At 51.7% G+C, this 17,060-nt stretch carries 15 protein-coding genes and 1 tRNA gene; 15 read left to right on the forward strand and 1 reads right to left on the reverse strand.

All coding sequences use genetic code 11. From position 1 onward, the window contains the following. Nucleotides 1-41 precede the first annotated feature (41 nt). The 5 genes from rpsF to dnaB all read left to right on the forward strand — a co-directional run bounded on the left by rpsF (nt 42) and on the right by dnaB (nt 3,734). The gene (gene rpsF, locus SYN_RS15330; protein WP_049749958.1) at nt 42-503 is read left to right on the forward strand and encodes a 30S ribosomal protein S6; all 462 of its coding nucleotides are present in this window, start codon (nt 42-44) and stop codon (nt 501-503) included. A 14-nt stretch (nt 504-517) separates the two neighbouring features. Further along, nucleotides 518-784 carry a 30S ribosomal protein S18 gene (gene rpsR, locus SYN_RS08960; RefSeq protein ID WP_011417777.1) on the forward strand — a complete coding sequence of 89 codons (267 nt, stop codon included), beginning with the start codon at nt 518-520 and terminating at the stop codon, nt 782-784. A 90-nt stretch (nt 785-874) separates the two neighbouring features. Continuing rightward, a complete protein-coding gene (locus SYN_RS08965) occupies nt 875-1,849 on the forward strand; it encodes a YybS family protein (RefSeq protein WP_041584926.1) in 975 nt (324 codons plus the stop codon). A 48-nt stretch (nt 1,850-1,897) separates the two neighbouring features. Continuing rightward, a complete protein-coding gene (rplI, locus tag SYN_RS08970) occupies nt 1,898-2,347 on the forward strand; it encodes a 50S ribosomal protein L9 (RefSeq protein WP_011417779.1) in 450 nt (149 codons plus the stop codon). 22 nt (nt 2,348-2,369) lie between these two features. Continuing rightward, nucleotides 2,370-3,734 (forward strand): replicative DNA helicase, encoded by a 1,365-nt coding sequence (gene dnaB, locus SYN_RS08975; RefSeq protein ID WP_011417780.1) that lies wholly within the window; start codon nt 2,370-2,372, stop codon nt 3,732-3,734. On the opposite strand, the gene rpoH is transcribed toward dnaB, so the two are convergent. After that, the gene (rpoH, locus tag SYN_RS08980; RefSeq protein ID WP_011417781.1) at nt 3,731-4,600 is read right to left on the reverse strand and encodes an RNA polymerase sigma factor RpoH; all 870 of its coding nucleotides are present in this window, start codon (nt 4,598-4,600) and stop codon (nt 3,731-3,733) included. The two genes, dnaB and rpoH, sit on opposite strands and share 4 nt — an antisense overlap. 244 nt (nt 4,601-4,844) lie before the next feature. On the opposite strand from rpoH, the gene clpB reads away from it, so the two are divergent. The 10 genes from clpB (at nt 4,845) to SYN_RS09030 (ending at nt 16,989) form a co-directional block, all read left to right on the forward strand. Further along, nucleotides 4,845-7,436, forward strand: coding sequence for an ATP-dependent chaperone ClpB (gene clpB, locus SYN_RS08985; RefSeq protein WP_041584927.1), 2,592 nt, complete (start codon nt 4,845-4,847; stop codon nt 7,434-7,436). 80 nt (nt 7,437-7,516) lie between these two features. Continuing rightward, a complete protein-coding gene (htpX, locus tag SYN_RS08990) occupies nt 7,517-8,371 on the forward strand; it encodes a zinc metalloprotease HtpX (RefSeq protein WP_011417783.1) in 855 nt (284 codons plus the stop codon). Nucleotides 8,372-8,457: 86 nt separating this feature from the next. Continuing rightward, nucleotides 8,458-8,877, forward strand: a complete 420-nt coding sequence (locus tag SYN_RS15815) for a DUF1844 domain-containing protein (RefSeq protein ID WP_083756476.1) — start codon at nt 8,458-8,460, stop codon at nt 8,875-8,877. Between the two features lie 2 nt (nt 8,878-8,879). After that, a complete protein-coding gene (gene ispE / locus SYN_RS09000; RefSeq protein WP_011417785.1) occupies nt 8,880-9,719 on the forward strand; it encodes a 4-(cytidine 5'-diphospho)-2-C-methyl-D-erythritol kinase in 840 nt (279 codons plus the stop codon). 70 nt (nt 9,720-9,789) lie between these two features. Continuing rightward, nucleotides 9,790-9,864: transfer RNA gene (locus SYN_RS09005), tRNA-Gln, on the forward strand. Nucleotides 9,865-9,897: 33 nt separating this feature from the next. After that, entirely contained in the window at nt 9,898-10,839 is a 942-nt protein-coding gene (locus SYN_RS09010) for a ribose-phosphate pyrophosphokinase (protein ID WP_011417786.1), read from the forward strand. A gap of 9 nt (nt 10,840-10,848) precedes the next feature. After that, nucleotides 10,849-11,451: a 50S ribosomal protein L25/general stress protein Ctc gene (locus SYN_RS09015; RefSeq protein WP_011417787.1), complete on the forward strand. Its 603-nt coding sequence runs from the start codon at nt 10,849-10,851 to the stop codon at nt 11,449-11,451. Between the two features lie 53 nt (nt 11,452-11,504). Then, entirely contained in the window at nt 11,505-12,095 is a 591-nt protein-coding gene (gene pth / locus SYN_RS09020; RefSeq protein ID WP_011417788.1) for an aminoacyl-tRNA hydrolase, read from the forward strand. Then, nucleotides 12,095-14,536: a sodium-translocating pyrophosphatase gene (locus SYN_RS09025; RefSeq protein WP_083756477.1), complete on the forward strand. Its 2,442-nt coding sequence runs from the start codon at nt 12,095-12,097 to the stop codon at nt 14,534-14,536. Before pth ends, SYN_RS09025 begins: the two co-directional genes overlap by 1 nt. A 386-nt stretch (nt 14,537-14,922) precedes the next feature. Continuing rightward, entirely contained in the window at nt 14,923-16,989 is a 2,067-nt protein-coding gene (locus SYN_RS09030) for a sodium-translocating pyrophosphatase (protein ID WP_011417791.1), read from the forward strand. The last annotated feature ends 71 nt before the right edge of the window (nt 16,990-17,060 follow it).

The following is a 17,060-nucleotide window of genomic DNA, read 5'->3' on the forward strand; positions in this document are numbered from 1 at the left end:
GACTCGGTGTCCGGACTTCAGAGCCGAGAGGAGGAAAAGCATTGAGAAGATATGAAACAGTCGTCATAGCCCAGGCGAATCTTCCCGAAGACGATATGACAGGTCTGATCGAGCGGTACAATTCCATTATTGCCGACCGAAAAGGAACCGTTGTCAAGATCGACCGCTGGGGAGTGAGGAAGCTGGCTTATGACATCAGGAAGCAGACGAGGGGGGCATATGTGATCTATGATTTCGCCGGCACGAGCGATGTTGTGGCGGAGCTCGAGCGAAATCTCAAGATCGACGACAATGTCCTGAAATACATGACCGTCTTGACGGACCCGGAAACAACTGCTGAAAATATCATGAAGGAAATTACAGCGTTGGCAAAGAAAGAAACCGAGGAAAAGGTTGCGGCTTCCGCGGAAACCGCTGCGGAAACACCGGCGGCAGCTCCATCGGCCCAGACCGGTGAGCCTGCCGGCAGCAGTGAGGCACCGACAGCGGTAGAAGAGAAATAAAGGAGGAATATCTCATGGCATACGAAAGACGCAGCAGACCTTCAGGGCCCCGCAAGAAGTTTTTTCACCGTCGGAAATATTGTAAATTCTGTTCCGATTCAACCATCAAGATCGATTACAAGCGCCCGGATATCCTTCACGACTATATTACGGAGCGCGGCAAGATCATGCCTCGCCGGATTACCGGCAGTTGTTCCAAACATCAGAGGGAACTGACTCAGGCCATCAAACGGGCAAGATCAATTGCCCTTCTGCCTTTTGTCGTTACAGAAGGACGGTAATCAATTCGATGTTTTCGGGGGCATTTCCCGAATTCCGGGGAATGCCCTTTTTGAATTTCTGTCTTTGCATGCATGGCAAGATAACGGGTTGTGGTGTTGAGTAACAAAGGAAAGGGGATCAGTCTCAGAGACTTTCTGGCGGGCGTTGTCATATCGACGCTTTTTTTAATTTTTTCCGGAATGTCGCCGCTTTCTGCCTCTCTTCTGCTCTTTATCGCGCCTCTGCCCATTTTTTATTATTACACCAAACTCGGGAGGAACCACGGGCTTCTTCTGGTTCTTGCGACTCTGCTGATCTCCTTCTCAACCCTGGAAGCACTGAACCGTGGGGCATATGTACCGCTTCTTTGCCTGTTCACTTCTCTGGGGGTCATTCTTGCTGAGATTGTAAAGAAAAAAGTCTCAATCGAAATAACGATCCTGGCATCGGTCGCGGTCTTTACAATCCCCCTTCTTGTCCTGATCGCCTACTTGACGATCAAAGCAGGGGAAGCACCATGGCGGCTGATGGAACCCTACATGGTTAACGCCATTCTGGAGAGTGTTCAACATTATTCCGAAATGGGCGTTCCAACTGAGCAGGTCACCTTGCTCAAAGACAACGCGCGGAAGATCGCCGTCTTTTTTATCAGGATACTGCCTGCTTTAGGAATCGTCAGCATAGCACTGTGCAGCTGGCTGAATCTTCTGGCGGCGAGGATGATATTTAACCGCCGTAATCTTGATTTTCCCGATTTTGGCGACCTTGCCGGATGGAAATCTCCGGAAAAGCTTGTTTGGATCCTTATTTCAAGCGGGGCAATGCTTTTGATTCCCGACGACAGATTTCATTACGTCGGACTGAATTTGCTCATTATATGTCTATTTGTGTACCTGCTTCATGGACTGGCGATTGTCAGTTTTTTCTTCAGGAAAAAGAATGTCCCTGTGTTCCTGAGAACTCTGTTTTATGTTCTGCTGATATTCCAGCAGATGTTCATTCTTCCGGTCATCGCCGCGGGTCTTTTTGACCTGTGGATCGACTTCAGAAAATTCAATAAAAAGACAAGCGATTCCGCGGCTTGAACATCCATTGCGGCCGCACTGAGCGCTTTTTTACAGGAGGGTTGATTCATGAAAATCATTTTGAAAGAAAACTTCGAAACGCTTGGAAAAGCAGGTGAGATTGTTAAAGTTGCCGACGGATATGCCCGCAACTTCCTGATTCCCAAAGGCATTGCCGCCGAGGCCAATCTGCGGAACATCAAAGCCCTGGAGCATGACAAGCAGAACATCGTCAGGAAGGCTGAAAAGGAAAGAAAACGCCATGAAAGCCTTGCCGCAAGCCTGTCCGGCGTAACCTGCACGATTGCCAGACGCGTCGGTGAGCAGGATAAACTTTTCGGCTCGGTCACGGCAATGGATATTGAAGAAGCCCTGCTTGCTCAGAATGTCAAGATCGACAGGAAATCGATAGTTCTCGATGAACCCATCAAGGCCATCGGTGAATTCCCCATCGTGATCAAACTGGGCGCCGGCGTAACGGCGGAAATCAAAGTCAACGTGGTTCCGGAACAGGCATAGGCACTGCGTAAAGGCTGAAAAAATGAAAGTCAACGACATTGACGTTTCTCTCCACCGAATTCCGCCTCAGAACCGGGAAGCTGAGCAGTCCATCCTGGGTGGAATCCTGCTGGATAATGAGTCGTTGCACAGTGTCCTGGAAATTCTGCAGATCCCCGATTTTTACAGCGAGGCTCATCGGCGGATTTTTTCCGCGATCCTTGATCTCTACGATCGAAATGAACCCTGCGACCTCATAACTTTAAGCAATATCCTCAATGATAAAAGTCAGCTGGACAACGTGGGAGGCATGGCTTATCTTGCCTCCCTCGTGGACAATGTTCCTTCCTCGGCAAACATTACTTACTACGCGAAGATCGTTAAGGAAAAATCCGTCCTTCGGTCGCTGATCGGCACCGCGACGGAAATCCTGAGCAGGAGCTACGATCCGGTCAATGACGTCGAGGAGGTTCTTGATCAGGCCGAACAGGCCATTTTTGAAATTTCCCAGCACAAAATCAAACCGGCCTTCTCGCCCATGCGGGAAATCATCAAGGACAGCTTCAAGACCATAGAACAGCTCTATGAACGCAAGTCCATGATTACAGGAGTTCCCACTGGTTTTGAAAGGATAGACGATCTGACTTCAGGTTTGCAGAATTCGGATCTGATTATTATTGCCGGACGGCCCAGCATGGGAAAGACCGCCTTTGCCCTCAACATCGCCTCCTTTGTCGCTCTGGAGGCAGCGATTCCGGTCGCCATCTTTTCCCTGGAAATGTCCAAGGAACAGCTTGCTCTCCGTATGCTGGCATCCGAAGCCAAGGTGGATTCGCAGCGCCTGCGGAAGGGTTTTCTCGGTGAAACGGACTGGCCGAAGCTGACGAATGCCGCCGGGAGACTAGCCGATGCGGCGATTTTCATCGACGATACGCCTGCGATCACCGTTCTGGAAATGAAGGCCAAGGCAAGGCGACTCAAGGCGGAATCGGGACTAGGTCTGGTCCTGCTGGATTACCTTCAACTGATGCGCAGCGGGAATACAAAAGAATCCCGCGAACAGGAAATTTCGGAAATCAGCCGTTCTTTGAAAGCGCTGGCTAAGGAACTGAGCATTCCGGTTGTGGCCCTTTCCCAGCTCAACCGCAAGGTTGAGGACCGCTCCGACCGCCGTCCACAGATGGCGGACCTCCGCGAATCGGGAGCCATTGAACAGGACGCGGACGTCATCGCGTTTATTTATCGTGACGAGGTTTATAACAAGTCGGATGACAATCCGGAAAAGGGTATTGCGGAAATCATCATCGGCAAGCAGCGAAACGGCCCGACAGGCACCGTCAAACTGGCGTTCATGGAAAAATATACGAGTTTCGAAAATCTTGCCCGGCCTGAGGACATGGCCTCTTAATTACTCCCAGCCTCCAGCAGTTTCTGCTCCTCTCCCAGATAAGGCAGGGCAAGACGCAGTTTCTTCAAGGCCTGCTTTTCAATCTGCCTGGCGCGTTCGCGCGTGATGTTGTAAATATCGCCGATCTCCTGAAGGGTCTTGGGATCGTCTGCCATCACCCGGTTCCTGATAATATACATTTCCTTCTCATTCAGGACGGCAAGTGCGCCCGTAATGTTTTTCCGGACCAGTTCCGCCTCCTCCTTGCGGATCAGGGCGGTTTCCTGATCCTCCCCGGCGTAGGTCAGAAAATCCATGTGCGATGACCCGCCGTCGTCGCCAATGGCCATGTCCAGGGACAGATCCCGGTTGCTCATGCGGACGTCCATCTCCTCGACTTCCCCTTCCCTTACGCCCAGCGATTCGGCAATCTCGGAGAACTCGGGGTTTTTCAGGGACAGCGCCTGGATATCTTTCTTTGTCTTATTCAGTTTGAAAAACAGTTTTCTCTGCGCCTGAGTCGTCCCGATCTTAACCAGGCTCCAGGTTTTGATGATATAGTTCTGAATGTAAGCCCGAATCCACCATACCGCGTAGGAAATCAGCCTGTATCCTTTGTACGGATCGAACTTTTTGACGGCATGCATCAGGCCGATGTTCCCCTCCTGAATGAGATCAGCCAGTTTGACGCCATAATTCCGATATTCATGGGCGATCTTCACCACGAATCTCAGATTGGAAACCACCAGTTTTTCGGCAGCCTCCATATTCTGATTTTTTTTCCATTCAATGGCATACCGGAATTCCTCTTCCGCGGTCAGTATGGGAAATCTGTTGATCTCCGCAATGTAAACTTCAAGGGTCCCGGCAATTGCAGGAAGCTTCAAATCAGGAAATCCTCCTTAAAATTGAATAATTAGTTTAACATATTAATTATTGTCACCTGATAGTCAAGGTATTTTTCATCAATGAATATTTATAATGGACTCACATTGACAGAGCTTCCCGCCATGGTTAATTTACGAATGAAATCCTGAGATTTCCAGACTTGGAAGTGAGCTCATTGACTTCATTTGAAGCATTTTTTGTGTAAACACCATGATTATGAGGAATCAACGCGGAGGAGAAATTATGCGTTTTGACAAATTTACCTTGAAAGTACTGGAAGGCCTTCAGGAAGCCCAGACCCTGGCCGGAAACTACGGTCATCATGGCATCGATGTTGAGCATCTCCTGCTGGCTTTTATCGCCCAGCCGGAAGGCATTGTGGGCAATATCCTGAAAAAACTGGGCACGGAGCCGGCACAGATAGAAAAGGAAATTAAAAAAGTTGTGGAGCGGCTGCCCCGTATTTCGGGTCCGATTCAGTCTTATATCACCCCCAGACTGAATAAAATCCTGGATAACGCCATGACGGAAGCAGCCCATCTCAACGATGAGTATGTCAGCGCCGAACATGTGCTGATAGCCATGGCCAACGAAAAGGAAGGGGAGGCCTCGCGCATCCTCCGCTCTGCCGGAGTGACGCGGGACAATATCTTCAAGGTTCTCGTGGAAATCCGGGGAACCCAGAGGATCACGGATCCCAATCCCGAAGAAAAATATGAGGCCTTGAAGCGGTATGCCAAAGATTTCAATGAACTTGCCCGCAAAGGGGCGTTTGACCCCGTCATCGGCAGGAACGATGAAATTCGGAGAATCATGCAGGTTCTTTCCCGGCGGACCAAGAACAATCCCGTTCTCATCGGTGAACCCGGTGTTGGAAAGACGGCGATCGTTGAAGGGCTCGCCCAGCGCATCGTAAATGGCGATGTCCCGGAAAGCCTGAAGAACAAACGGGTCATCGGTCTGGATATCGGAGCACTGGTAGCCGGAGCCAAGTATCGCGGCGAATTCGAGGACCGTCTCAAGGCTGTCCTGAAGGAAGTCACCGACGCGCAGGGCGAGATCATCCTCTTCATCGATGAAATCCATACGGTCGTCGGCGCCGGAGCAGCGGAAGGGTCCGTGGATGCATCCAACATGCTGAAGCCGGCCCTCGCTCGAGGCGAGTTACGCTGTGTCGGGGCGACAACCCTGAACGAATACAGAAAGCATATAGAAAAAGATCCCGCGCTGGAACGGCGCTTTCAGCCCATACTGGTCAGGGAGCCCACCGTGGAAGACACCATCGCCATCCTCCGGGGATTGAAGGAACGGTATGAAATCCATCACGGCGTCCGGATCAAGGATTCCGCCATCGTCGCGGCGGCAACGCTCTCTAATCGCTACATCAGTGATCGTTTTCTTCCCGACAAGGCTGTGGACCTGGTGGATGAGGCGGCATCCCGCCTGAGGATCGAACTGGACAGCCTGCCGGCGGAAATCGATGTTCTGGAGAGAAAGGCTATTCAACTGGAGATCGAGCGTCAGTCCCTGAAAAATGAAACGGACCGGACATCCCTTGAAAGGAGAGAGAAGATCGAACGGGAACTTGCCGATCTGCGGGAATCCATGAACAGCATGAAACTCCACTGGTCTGAGGAAAAGGAGGTCATAAAAAGAATCCAGACGATCAAGAGTGATCTCGAAAACTTCAAGAATGAAGAACAAAATGCCATGCGGGAAGGCAATCTGGCCCGGGCTGCGGAAATCCGCTACGGGAAACTGGTGGAATTGAACCGGGCGCTTGAAGAAGAACAGAATCGACTTAAAGAAATCCAGAAGGACAGCAAGATGCTGAAAGAAGAAGTGGATGCCGAGGATGTAGCGGAAGTCGTCGCCAACTGGACCGGCATTCCCGTCGCCCGGATGATGGAAAGCGACATCCAGAAGCTGATTCACATGGAAGACCGGCTCAAGCAGCGTGTGATCGGACAGGATGAAGGCATTCACGCGGTTTCCGCCGCCCTGCGTCGGGCACGTTCCGGGCTCCAGGATCCCAACCGGCCTATCGGCTCCTTTATTTTCCTTGGCCCCACCGGCGTGGGCAAGACCGAGCTGGCCAGGGCGCTCGCGGAATTCATGTTCGATAATGAACAGGCCATGATCCGCATCGATATGTCGGAATACATGGAAAAGCATTCCGTCGCCCGCCTGATCGGCGCGCCTCCCGGATACGTTGGTTATGACGAAGGCGGCTATCTCACGGAAGCTGTCCGCCGTCGACCCTATGCGGTTCTGCTGTTCGACGAAATCGAAAAGGCCCATCCCGATGTCTTCAACATCCTGCTGCAGATCCTTGACGACGGCCGCCTGACGGATGGCCACGGGAGAACGGTCGATTTCAAGAACACGATCGTGATTCTGACTTCAAACGTTGGAAGCCAGTGGATTCAGGACATTACCCTGACAGCTGAGGAGAAGCGCCTGAGGACCATGGAAATTCTGCGGGCCACTTTCAAGCCTGAATTTCTGAATCGAATCGATGACATCATCATCTTCCGCTCACTGACCATGACGGATCTCGAACGGATTATCGCGATTCAGATCGGTCTGATTCAGAAACGGCTTATGGATCGGAAGCTCTTCCTTGAATTGACAGAAAAGGCCAAAAATTATATATCCCAGGAAGGTTACAGCCCGGTGTACGGCGCGAGACCGTTGAAGCGGGCCCTCCAAAAGATGCTTCTCGACAATCTCTCCATGAAAATTCTGGAAGGCGCCTTTGTTGAAGGAGATCATATTCTCGCGGACATCGATGACCGGGGCGAAATCAATTTTACAAAGAAAAGCGGAAGCTAAAACATTTTTCCCCTTTTTCCCTCTTTTCGGGAGAGAGGGGTTTACAGGAAAACGCGGAAAATACCGAAGGAGAAAAGTGAATGAATACAGTTAAAACAGCGTTGCTGCTGGGTGTCCTCACAGGACTTCTCATGCTTATCGGCGGTTTTATCGGCGGAAGACAGGGGGTCATGATCGCGTTCGTCTTCGCCATGATCATGAATTTCGGGAGCTACTGGTTTTCGGACAAACTGGTTCTGAGGATGTACAATGCTCAGGAAGTATCGGAAAATCAGGCGCCGGAGCTCTACCGGCTGGTGGGAGATCTGGCCATGCGGGCTCAACTTCCCATGCCCCGGGTCTATATTATCCCTGGAGAAACGCCCAATGCCTTCGCCACCGGGAGGAATGAACTTCATGCCGTGGTGGCGGTTACGGAAGGTCTGCTCAGGATTCTGAACAGGGATGAGCTGGAAGGCGTCCTCGCTCATGAACTGACCCACATTAAAAACAAGGATATGCTTATCGGCTCCATCGCGGCCACCCTGGCGGGGGCGATCGTCATGCTCGCCAATATGGCGCAGTGGGCAGCCATCTTCGGAGGACTGGGCGGCCGGGACAGCGATGAGGGCGAAGGAGGAGGAATCTTTGGGATGATCCTGATGGCGATCCTTGCTCCGATTGCTGCAACGATTATCCAGATGGCCATCTCCCGTTCCCGGGAATATATGGCCGATGACGGCGGAGCCAAAATTTCGGGGAAACCCTACGGGCTGGCCGGGGCTCTGGAGAAGCTGTCCCGCGCTTCACAGATTGTCCCCATGAACGCAAACCCCTCTACGGCCCATATGTTTATTGTCAATCCCCTGACTGGACGATCGCTGATGAACCTGTTCAGCACCCATCCGCCCATTGAGGAGCGAATCGCCAGATTGAGAAGCATGAGACCAGTATGATCTGATGAAAGAACAACAGGATAAAAAATTTCGGCAGCATAAGGTTGGAATATTTTTGTTCAGAAATACGGTTGCAGGAGGTTTGTATGGAGGAAGAAAAACAGGAAAAATCATTTGTCGTAAAGGATAAGCGGATATTCAGCGAATCGGGCGAAAAACGCCAACCTGAGCCGGAAAAGCCTGAAGCACCCTCAGCCGCGTCCGAAGAACCGAAAGCGAAACCCTCACCCGGAAAATCAGAGGAGAAGCAGGAACAGATTCTGCCCGAGGTGAATTTCCTGAATTTTGTTCTTTCGCTGAGTACGACCGTCATGTTTCATTTCGGCGACTTTCCCGATCCGGTCACACGGGAAATCAAAAAAAATATCCCCGCCGCGAAACAAACCATTGACATCCTGTCCATGCTCAAGGATAAGACGAAGGGCAATCTCGATGACCAGGAAAATTCCGTTCTTGAAGAGATTCTCTATGAACTGAAAATGAGGTATGTGAAAGAAACATCCTGACCATGTTGAAAATATTATCGCCGGCAAAGGTTAACCTTCATCTTCGGGTCTTAAGAAAAAGGGAAGACAACTATCATGATTTAGCCACACTGATGCAGAAAGTCAGTTTGTACGATGAACTGGAATTCCAGCCATCCAACCGGGGCATCCAACTGCGATGTCCCGGTTTTTTCCTTCCTGAAAACGAGGAGAACATCGTTTTCAGGGCCGCAAAGAAAATTCTCTCATTCTCCGGCTGCCCCACCGGCGTCACCATCACGCTTCGCAAGAACATCCCTCTGGCCGCCGGTCTGGGCGGCGGCAGTTCCAACGCCGCAATGACCCTGCTGGCCCTCAACAAATTATTCCGCCTGAACTTCAGTACTGGTGAACTGATGAAAATCGGCGCAACGCTGGGAGCCGACGTTCCCTTTTTCCTGTTTCATGGTCCCGCTTGGGCCTACGGCATCGGAGACCGCCTGAAAGCGGCGCTCGATGTCCCTAAGGTGTGGTTTGTACTGATTAATCCCGGTTTTGAAGTCTCAACCAGAGTGATTTATGAAAAGCTGAATTTAGGATTGACAAAAGAAATAATCCATTATAGCATTCCGCGGTTTTTAAGCATGGAGGACATGGCTGCAGGGCTCCATAACGATCTTGAAAGCGTCACGTTGAAGATGCACCCATCCCTGCAGGAGATCAAGGATCTGCTCTGTTCGTATGGCGCTGCGGGTGCTTTGATGTCAGGGAGCGGGCCGACCGTTTTCGGGATTTTTGAAAACGAAGACAAGGCAAAAGAGGCGGAAACCGTACTGGGGAAACCCGGGACATGGGCCGTTTTTTGTGTACGCTCCATCGATTGATTTTTTCCCGGTCAATCCTTTAGAGTTCAGCCGATCAGACTGCATCGTCTCTTATCAGCGCGAAATCAAATGGGGCGTCGTCAAGCGGTAAGACACAAGATTTTGGTTCTTGCATGCGGAGGTTCGAATCCTCCCGCCCCAGCCAACAACAGTGACACGCGCAGTGGGAAGGACATAAATGTTAGAGAGAATTAAGGTTTTTACAGGTAACGCAACGCCCGATCTGGCTCGTAAGATTTGTGACAATCTGGCGATTCCGCTGGGTAAAGCCAATGTCACCACATTCAGCGATGGCGAAACCAGGGTTGAAATCAATGAAAATGTTCGGGGTATGGATATTTTCATTATTCAGTCCACATGCACTCCCGTAAATGTGACATTGATGGAACTGCTGATCATGATTGACGCCCTGAAAAGAGCGTCGGCAGGCCGCATCACGGCGGTCATTCCCTATTACGGATATGCCCGGCAGGACAGAAAAGTCGCCCCCCGCGCGCCCATATCGGCAAAACTGGTGGCGGATCTTCTTACCACAGCGGGAGCGAACCGGATTCTATCCCTCGATCTCCATGCCGGCCAGATTCAGGGATTTTTCAATATTCCCGTCGACAATCTCTTTGCCACACCCGTTCTTCTCAATTACCTGAAGACTCATTACCAGGACAATCTGGTCATCGTTTCCCCCGATGCCGGCGGCGTTGAGCGCGCCCGTGCTTTCGCCCGCCGTCTGGACGCCACGATCGCCATTATCGACAAACGACGGGAAGGTCCCAATGAGGCCCAGGTCATGAATATCGTCGGCTCGGTAGAGGGAAAAAACGTCGTTGTTCTTGACGATATGATCGACACCGCAGGAACTGTCGTGCAGGCGGCAAAAGCTCTTCGCAATGCCGGAGCGACCGCCATATCCGTATGCTGTACCCATCCCGTCCTTTCCGGACCGGCTATGGACAGAATAGAGTCTTCTGAAATCAAGGAAGTCATCGTGACAGACACCATTCCCCTGCACGAAAGGGCGCAGCAGTGCAGCCGGATCAGTGTTCTCTCCGTTGCGGGACTGCTCAGTGAAGCAGTCCGGAGAATCTATTATAACGATTCTGTAAGTTCACTTTTTATATAGGAGGAGTAGATGGAAGCGCGTGAGTTAAAGGCCAACGTACGCAAGGAATCCGGTAAGGAACAAGCCAGGCGTATGCGACGTGAAGGATTAATCCCTGCAGTTTTATATGGTCCCGGAACAGACCCGGTTTCATTGTCAGTCAACGCTTCCGATCTCAAAACGGCATTAAAAGGTGCGGAAGAGAATGTATTGATTAAACTCATTATTGATGATTCCGGAAGACTGATGGAAAAAAATTCCCTCATCAGGGAGCTTCAGATCGAACCCCTGACAAACAATTTTTTCCATGCGGATTTTTACGCACTCCGCATGGATCAAGAGTCGACGTTTGATGTGCCCATCCATTTTGAAGGACAACCGGTGGGGATCGAAAAAGGCGGCGAACTGCAGTATCTCAAGAGGGAAATCAAGGTTTCCTGCCTCCCCTCGGAACTGCCCGATTGCATAACCGTTGACATTTCGCGGCTCGACGTGGGTGATGCCGTTCTCATCGGGGATCTCAGCCTGTCTGAGAGCATCCGCTGTTTTGATTCAAAAGACATTGTACTGGTAACGATAGCCGCTCTTCACGGCGTGAACAAAGCTGAAGAAACGGAAGAAGCTTCCTCATAAAGGCATTTCGTCATCACGGAAAGTCCTTATCATTTCATTATTGAGAGGTTCTTTTGAAGCTGATTGTGGGACTCGGGAACCCCGGCGCCCGGTACCGATTCACCCGGCATAATTTTGGATTTTTTGTGCTGGATCAGCTGGCGGAAGATCAGGATATCATGATGTCGCAGACAGGGTTTGACGCCCTGTGGGGGAAGGGAGTAATTGCCGGACAGAGCGTTCTGCTTGCAAAGCCGCAGACGTTCATGAATCTGAGTGGAAAATCCGTCAGGAAACTGGCGGATTTCTTTAAGATTGTCGTTGAAGATGTTTTAGTCGTTCATGATGATCTGGATCTGCCTTTCGGAGTCATCCGACTCAAGGCAGGGGGGGGTCAGGGAGGCCATAAGGGGTTGATATCCATTTGTGACTCTCTTGGCGGGCCGGAATTCCAACGGGTCAGACTGGGAATTGGAAAGCCGGCTCAGAGATCGGCGGTTGAGCGATACGTTCTTGAACCATTCACTGAAAGTGAATTGCGCATTTTGCCCAGGATCATCGTAACAGCACGCAGCGCGATTCTTGAGGTGATTTCTTCAGGAATCAAAACGGCTATGAACAGCTACAACGGTATGGTTATCAACGACTTAATACAGGAGGTTTGATGATGTTTAAAGGAAAACGCAATTTTTTGTCTTTCTTCATCATTAGCGCCATACTTTTCTTGCTGGCGCCAATGGCCTTCGCAGGGGAAGCCGATATCGAGCTGCCGGATCTGACCGCGGTAGTTTTTAATATTTTCGGCAGCCCTGTGGGGGGAATCACGATTCTTAACTTTGGTCTTGTTGTTTGTATCATCGGCATGGGCTTCGGGTTGATGCAGTATACGCAGACAAAAAATCTGCCGGCCCATCAGGCCATGCTGGATGTCTCCGCCACCATCTGGGAAACCTGCAAAACTTACGTTATCCAGCAGGGCAAATTCCTGGCAGGGCTCTGGGTCCTTATCGCTGCCTGCATTCTTTATTACTTTATGGGACTTCAGGGCAAGAGTTTCGGTGACGTATTCATCATTCTTGCTGCTTCGGTGCTGGGTATTCTCGGATCCTACGGCGTGGCCTGGTTCGGCATCCGGATCAACACCGTGGCCAATTCCCGGGCGGCCTTTGCTTCCCTCAGTGGAAAGCCGCTCAATATCGTGGACATCTGCCTGAGATCAGGAATGAGCGTCGGCCTGGTGCTGGTCAGTATCGAGCTCTTCTTCATGCTCGCAATCCTTGCCTACATTCCGCCGGAACTGATCGGACCCGTCTTCATCGGCTTCGCCATCGGTGAATCCCTCGGTGCCAGCGCCCTGAGAATCTGCGGTGGCATCTTCACCAAGATTGCCGACATCGGTTCCGACCTGATGAAAATCATTTTCCATCTTCCCGAAGACGATCCGAAGAACCCGGGTGTTATCGCCGACTGTACCGGTGACAATGCCGGTGACAGTGTCGGACCCACGGCAGACGGGTTTGAGACTTACGGTGTTACGGGTGTTGCCCTGGTCACCTTCCTCGCCCTGGCAATGGCCGGAAACCCGGAAATGGGCGGCAAGCTGATTATTTGGATTTTCGCCATGCGTATCATGATGGTCATCACGTCCCTCATTTCCTATTTTGTCAACAATGCCGTCAGCAAATCGCTCTTTGGCGCCAAGAAAGAGTTTAATTTTGAGCATCCCCTGACCAACCTAGTCTGGATTACCTCTATTGTTTCCATCGCCATCACCTTTTTTGCCAGTCATGCCCTGTTGGCGGACATTCCGTCCGTTGGCGGCATCGATCTCTGGCTTGCCCTTTCAATCATCATCAGTTGCGGCACCATTGCCGGTGCGTTGATTCCTGAATTGACAAAAGTGTTCACCAGCACGAGCTCCCGACACTGTGCGGAGGTTATTGATGCCTCCCGTCAGGGCGGCGCCTCTCTGAACATCCTCTCCGGACTGGTGGCGGGTAACTTCTCCGCCTTCTGGGAAGGTCTGGCGATCCTTGCCCTGATGCTGATTGCTTATCTGGTTTCCCAGAGTGCCTCCATTATCACTCTTCTGCCTGAGGCCTTCCAGTTTGCCGCTCCCGTCTTTGCCTTCGGTCTGGTGGCCTTCGGTTTCCTGGGCATGGGACCGGTGACCATCGCTGTCGACAGTTTCGGCCCGGTTTCAGATAATGCGCAGTCCATCTATGAGCTGTCCATGATTGAAAAACGCCCGGATGCGTCACAGACCGTGAAAAATGCTTACGGAACAGAGCCTGACTTTGCCCTGGCCAAACATTTTCTGGAATCCTGTGACGGCGCGGGAAATACCTTTAAAGCAACTGCCAAGCCGGTCTTGATCGGCACAGCGGTCGTCGGCGCTACCACCATGGTTTTCGGCATCATCATTCTGCTTGAAAATCTTTTCGGCGGAGCCATTGCCAAATTAAGCCTTGTGCAGCCGGAAATCATTCTTGGGCTGCTCATGGGAGGAGCCATAATCTACTGGTTCACCGGCGCCTCGACACAGGCCGTCGTTACCGGAGCCTATCGCGCTGTCGTGTTCATTAAGGATAACATCAATCTCGACAAAGAGCAGGCCGACATCAAGGACAGCAAGGAAATCGTGAAGATCTGTACGATTTATGCGCAGAAGGGAATGATCAACATCTTCATCGTCATCTTCTTCATGGCGCTGGCGCTTTCCTTCTTTAACCCCTACTTCTTCATCGGTTACCTGATTGGTATCGCTTTCTTCGGTCTGTACCAGGCCATCTTCATGGCTAATGCCGGTGGATGCTGGGACAATGCCAAGAAGATCGTCGAAGTCGACCTGGCTGAAAAGAATACTCCGCTCCATGAAGCCAGTGTCGTCGGTGACACCGTTGGTGATCCCTTCAAGGATACTTCATCCGTTTCCTTGAACCCCGTTATCAAGTTCACGACCCTCTTCGGGCTTCTGGCCACGGAAATCGCGGTAACAATGACCAGCCAAAGTCTCAAAATGGGATTGGCAAGCTTGTTCTTCCTGATCGCTTTGGTATTCGTTTACAGATCATTCTATGGAATGAGAATCGCTGAAAAGGGTTAATCAGCCACAGCTTTTGATTTTTAAAGGCGCTCCCTTCATCATGAGGGAGCGCCTTTTTTATCTCTCCAAATGTGTCCCTCCGCCTGATTTTGAATTTTTATCTTTCTTTTTCATTGACACACAACCACATTTAACCTATCCTCCTTCCGCGAAAGGGCAACTTGTTTTGCGTATCCCGGTCGGCAGACCTCCTTTTTGCAGAAATGGCCGAACGGCGGGTCGCTTGAGCGATTTTACGGACAGGAGATTTCGGTAGTTACCCGTTACAAATAGAGAGTGTGAATTGCGGTGATTAATGTGGTTGCATCTGTCATTCAGGCACCGGTGAACGGATGTAACGCAAGAATCATAAAATACTTTAATCAGGAGGTACAAAAAACGGGATTATGGAATTTTTAGTAAATTTCGCTTGGTTGTGGGGTCTCCTCGGACTGGTGCTGGCGTTCTTCATCTATAAGTACGTCATGTCCTTCCCCCCGGGAGACAAATTAATGGTGGAGATCATGGAGAGGATTCATGCCGGCGCCATGGTCTTTTTGAAGAGAGAATACAAGATTATTTCGATTTTTATCGTCGTCGTATTCATCCTGCTCTACGTCGCCTTGGATAATAAGTGGTCATCAGTGGCCTTCCTCGTGGGAGCGATCTGCTCCCTGTCAGCCGGCGTGTTCGGCATGCAGGCGGCGACCCTCTCGAATGCGAGAACCGCGGAAGCGGCCAAGACGCACGGACAGGCCAAAGCCCTTACGGTGGCCTTCTTCGGTGGATCCGTCATGGGTCTTTCCGTGGCCTCCCTCGGTCTTCTCGGGCTTGGCATTTTCTTCTATTTCTTCGCCGAAACGGATCCGGTCGTCATCAATGGTTTTTCCCTTGGCGCCTCGTCGATCGCCCTCTTTGCCCGTGTCGGTGGCGGCATCTTCACCAAGACGGCCGATGTGGGTTCCGACCTGGTGGGTAAAGTCGAGGCTGGGATTCCCGAAGACGATCCGAGAAACCCTGGGGTCACCGCGGACAACGTCGGTGACAACGTCGGCGATATCGCCGGTATGGGAGCGGACCTTTTTGAATCATACGTCGGCTCCGTCGTTGCCGCCATTGCTATCGGCGCCACGATGGGGCTCGGGATGGATGGCATGGCGATGCGCTGGATGATGCTGCCGATGCTTTTCATCATCGTCGGAATGCTGGCATCGGTCATCGGGATCGGAATGTTCAATATGCTCAAGAATATGAAACCCTCTTCGGCACTGAGCAACGGCCTCTATATTGCGGGGATTCTTTTCATTATCGCTGCCTACTTCGTTGTCAAGGGCGTTACGGCAGGGATGTCTCCTGAATACCTGGGCAGCCTCGGAATCAAAGGACCTCTCGGCCCCTTCTGGGCCGTACTTCTTGGAATTGTCGCCGGCATGCTGATCGGTGCTGTCACGGAATATTACACAGCCCGGGGACCGGTCCACAGGATCGCTGAAGCTTCTCAGACAGGGCCGGCCACTACGATCATCAGCGGCTTCGCCATTGGTCTCGAGAGCGTTGCCACTCCGGTCTTCTTTATTGCCATGGCGATCTGGGGTTCATACGTCACCTGCGGTCTCTACGGTATTGCCATTGCCGGTGTCGGCATGCTGGGCACAGTTGGAATGACCATGTCCGTGGACAGCTACGGTCCGATTTCCGATAATGCCGGCGGTATTGCCGAGCAGGCTCACATGCCCCCGCATGTCCGGGAAATCACGGATGGCCTGGACGCGGTCGGAAACACCACCGCCGCGATCGGTAAAGGGTTCGCCATCGGTTCCGCGGCACTTACAGCCCTGGCCATGTTCGCCGCCTACACCGCAACGGTCAAGACCTTCCCCGGATTTGAAACGTTTACCCTCGACCTGACAGAGGCACACGTGATTACGGGTGTCTTCCTCGGCGGGATGATTCCCTGCCTGCTGGCAGCGCTCACGATGACAGCGGTCGGTGAAGCCGCATTCGACATGATCAACGAGATCCGGAGACAGTTCAGAGAGATTCCCGGTATCATGGAAGGAACGACTCCTCCCGATACGAACAGATGTGTCGACATCGCCACCACGGCCGCCCTGAAGAGGATGATCGTCCCCGGCATCGCGTCGGTTATCGCTCCGATCCTGGTCGGCGTCTTCATCGGCCCCCATGCTCTTGGCGGATTCCTTGCCGGAGCTACGCTTACCGGCGTTATCCTGGGTCTTCTGATGGCTAACTCCGGTGGTGCGTGGGACAACGCGAAGAAATACATCGAGCAGGGATATTTCGGCGGGAAAGGATCTGAGGCGCACAAAGCAGGCGTTATCGGTGACACCGTCGGCGACCCCTTCAAGGATACCTCGGGACCGGCAATGAATATTCTCATCAAGTTGATGTCGGTTGTGTCCCTCGTGACCGCTCCGGCGATCATTTACCTGTACCATATGGTCTACGGCTAATCCGAAAACGTTAGACTCGAACGAAAAAGGGGTGGATTTCTTCCACCCCTTTTTTTATTTAATTAAGGAAT

This window comes from Syntrophus aciditrophicus SB, from assembly GCF_000013405.1.
Lineage (GTDB): Bacteria > Desulfobacterota > Syntrophia > Syntrophales > Syntrophaceae > Syntrophus > Syntrophus aciditrophicus.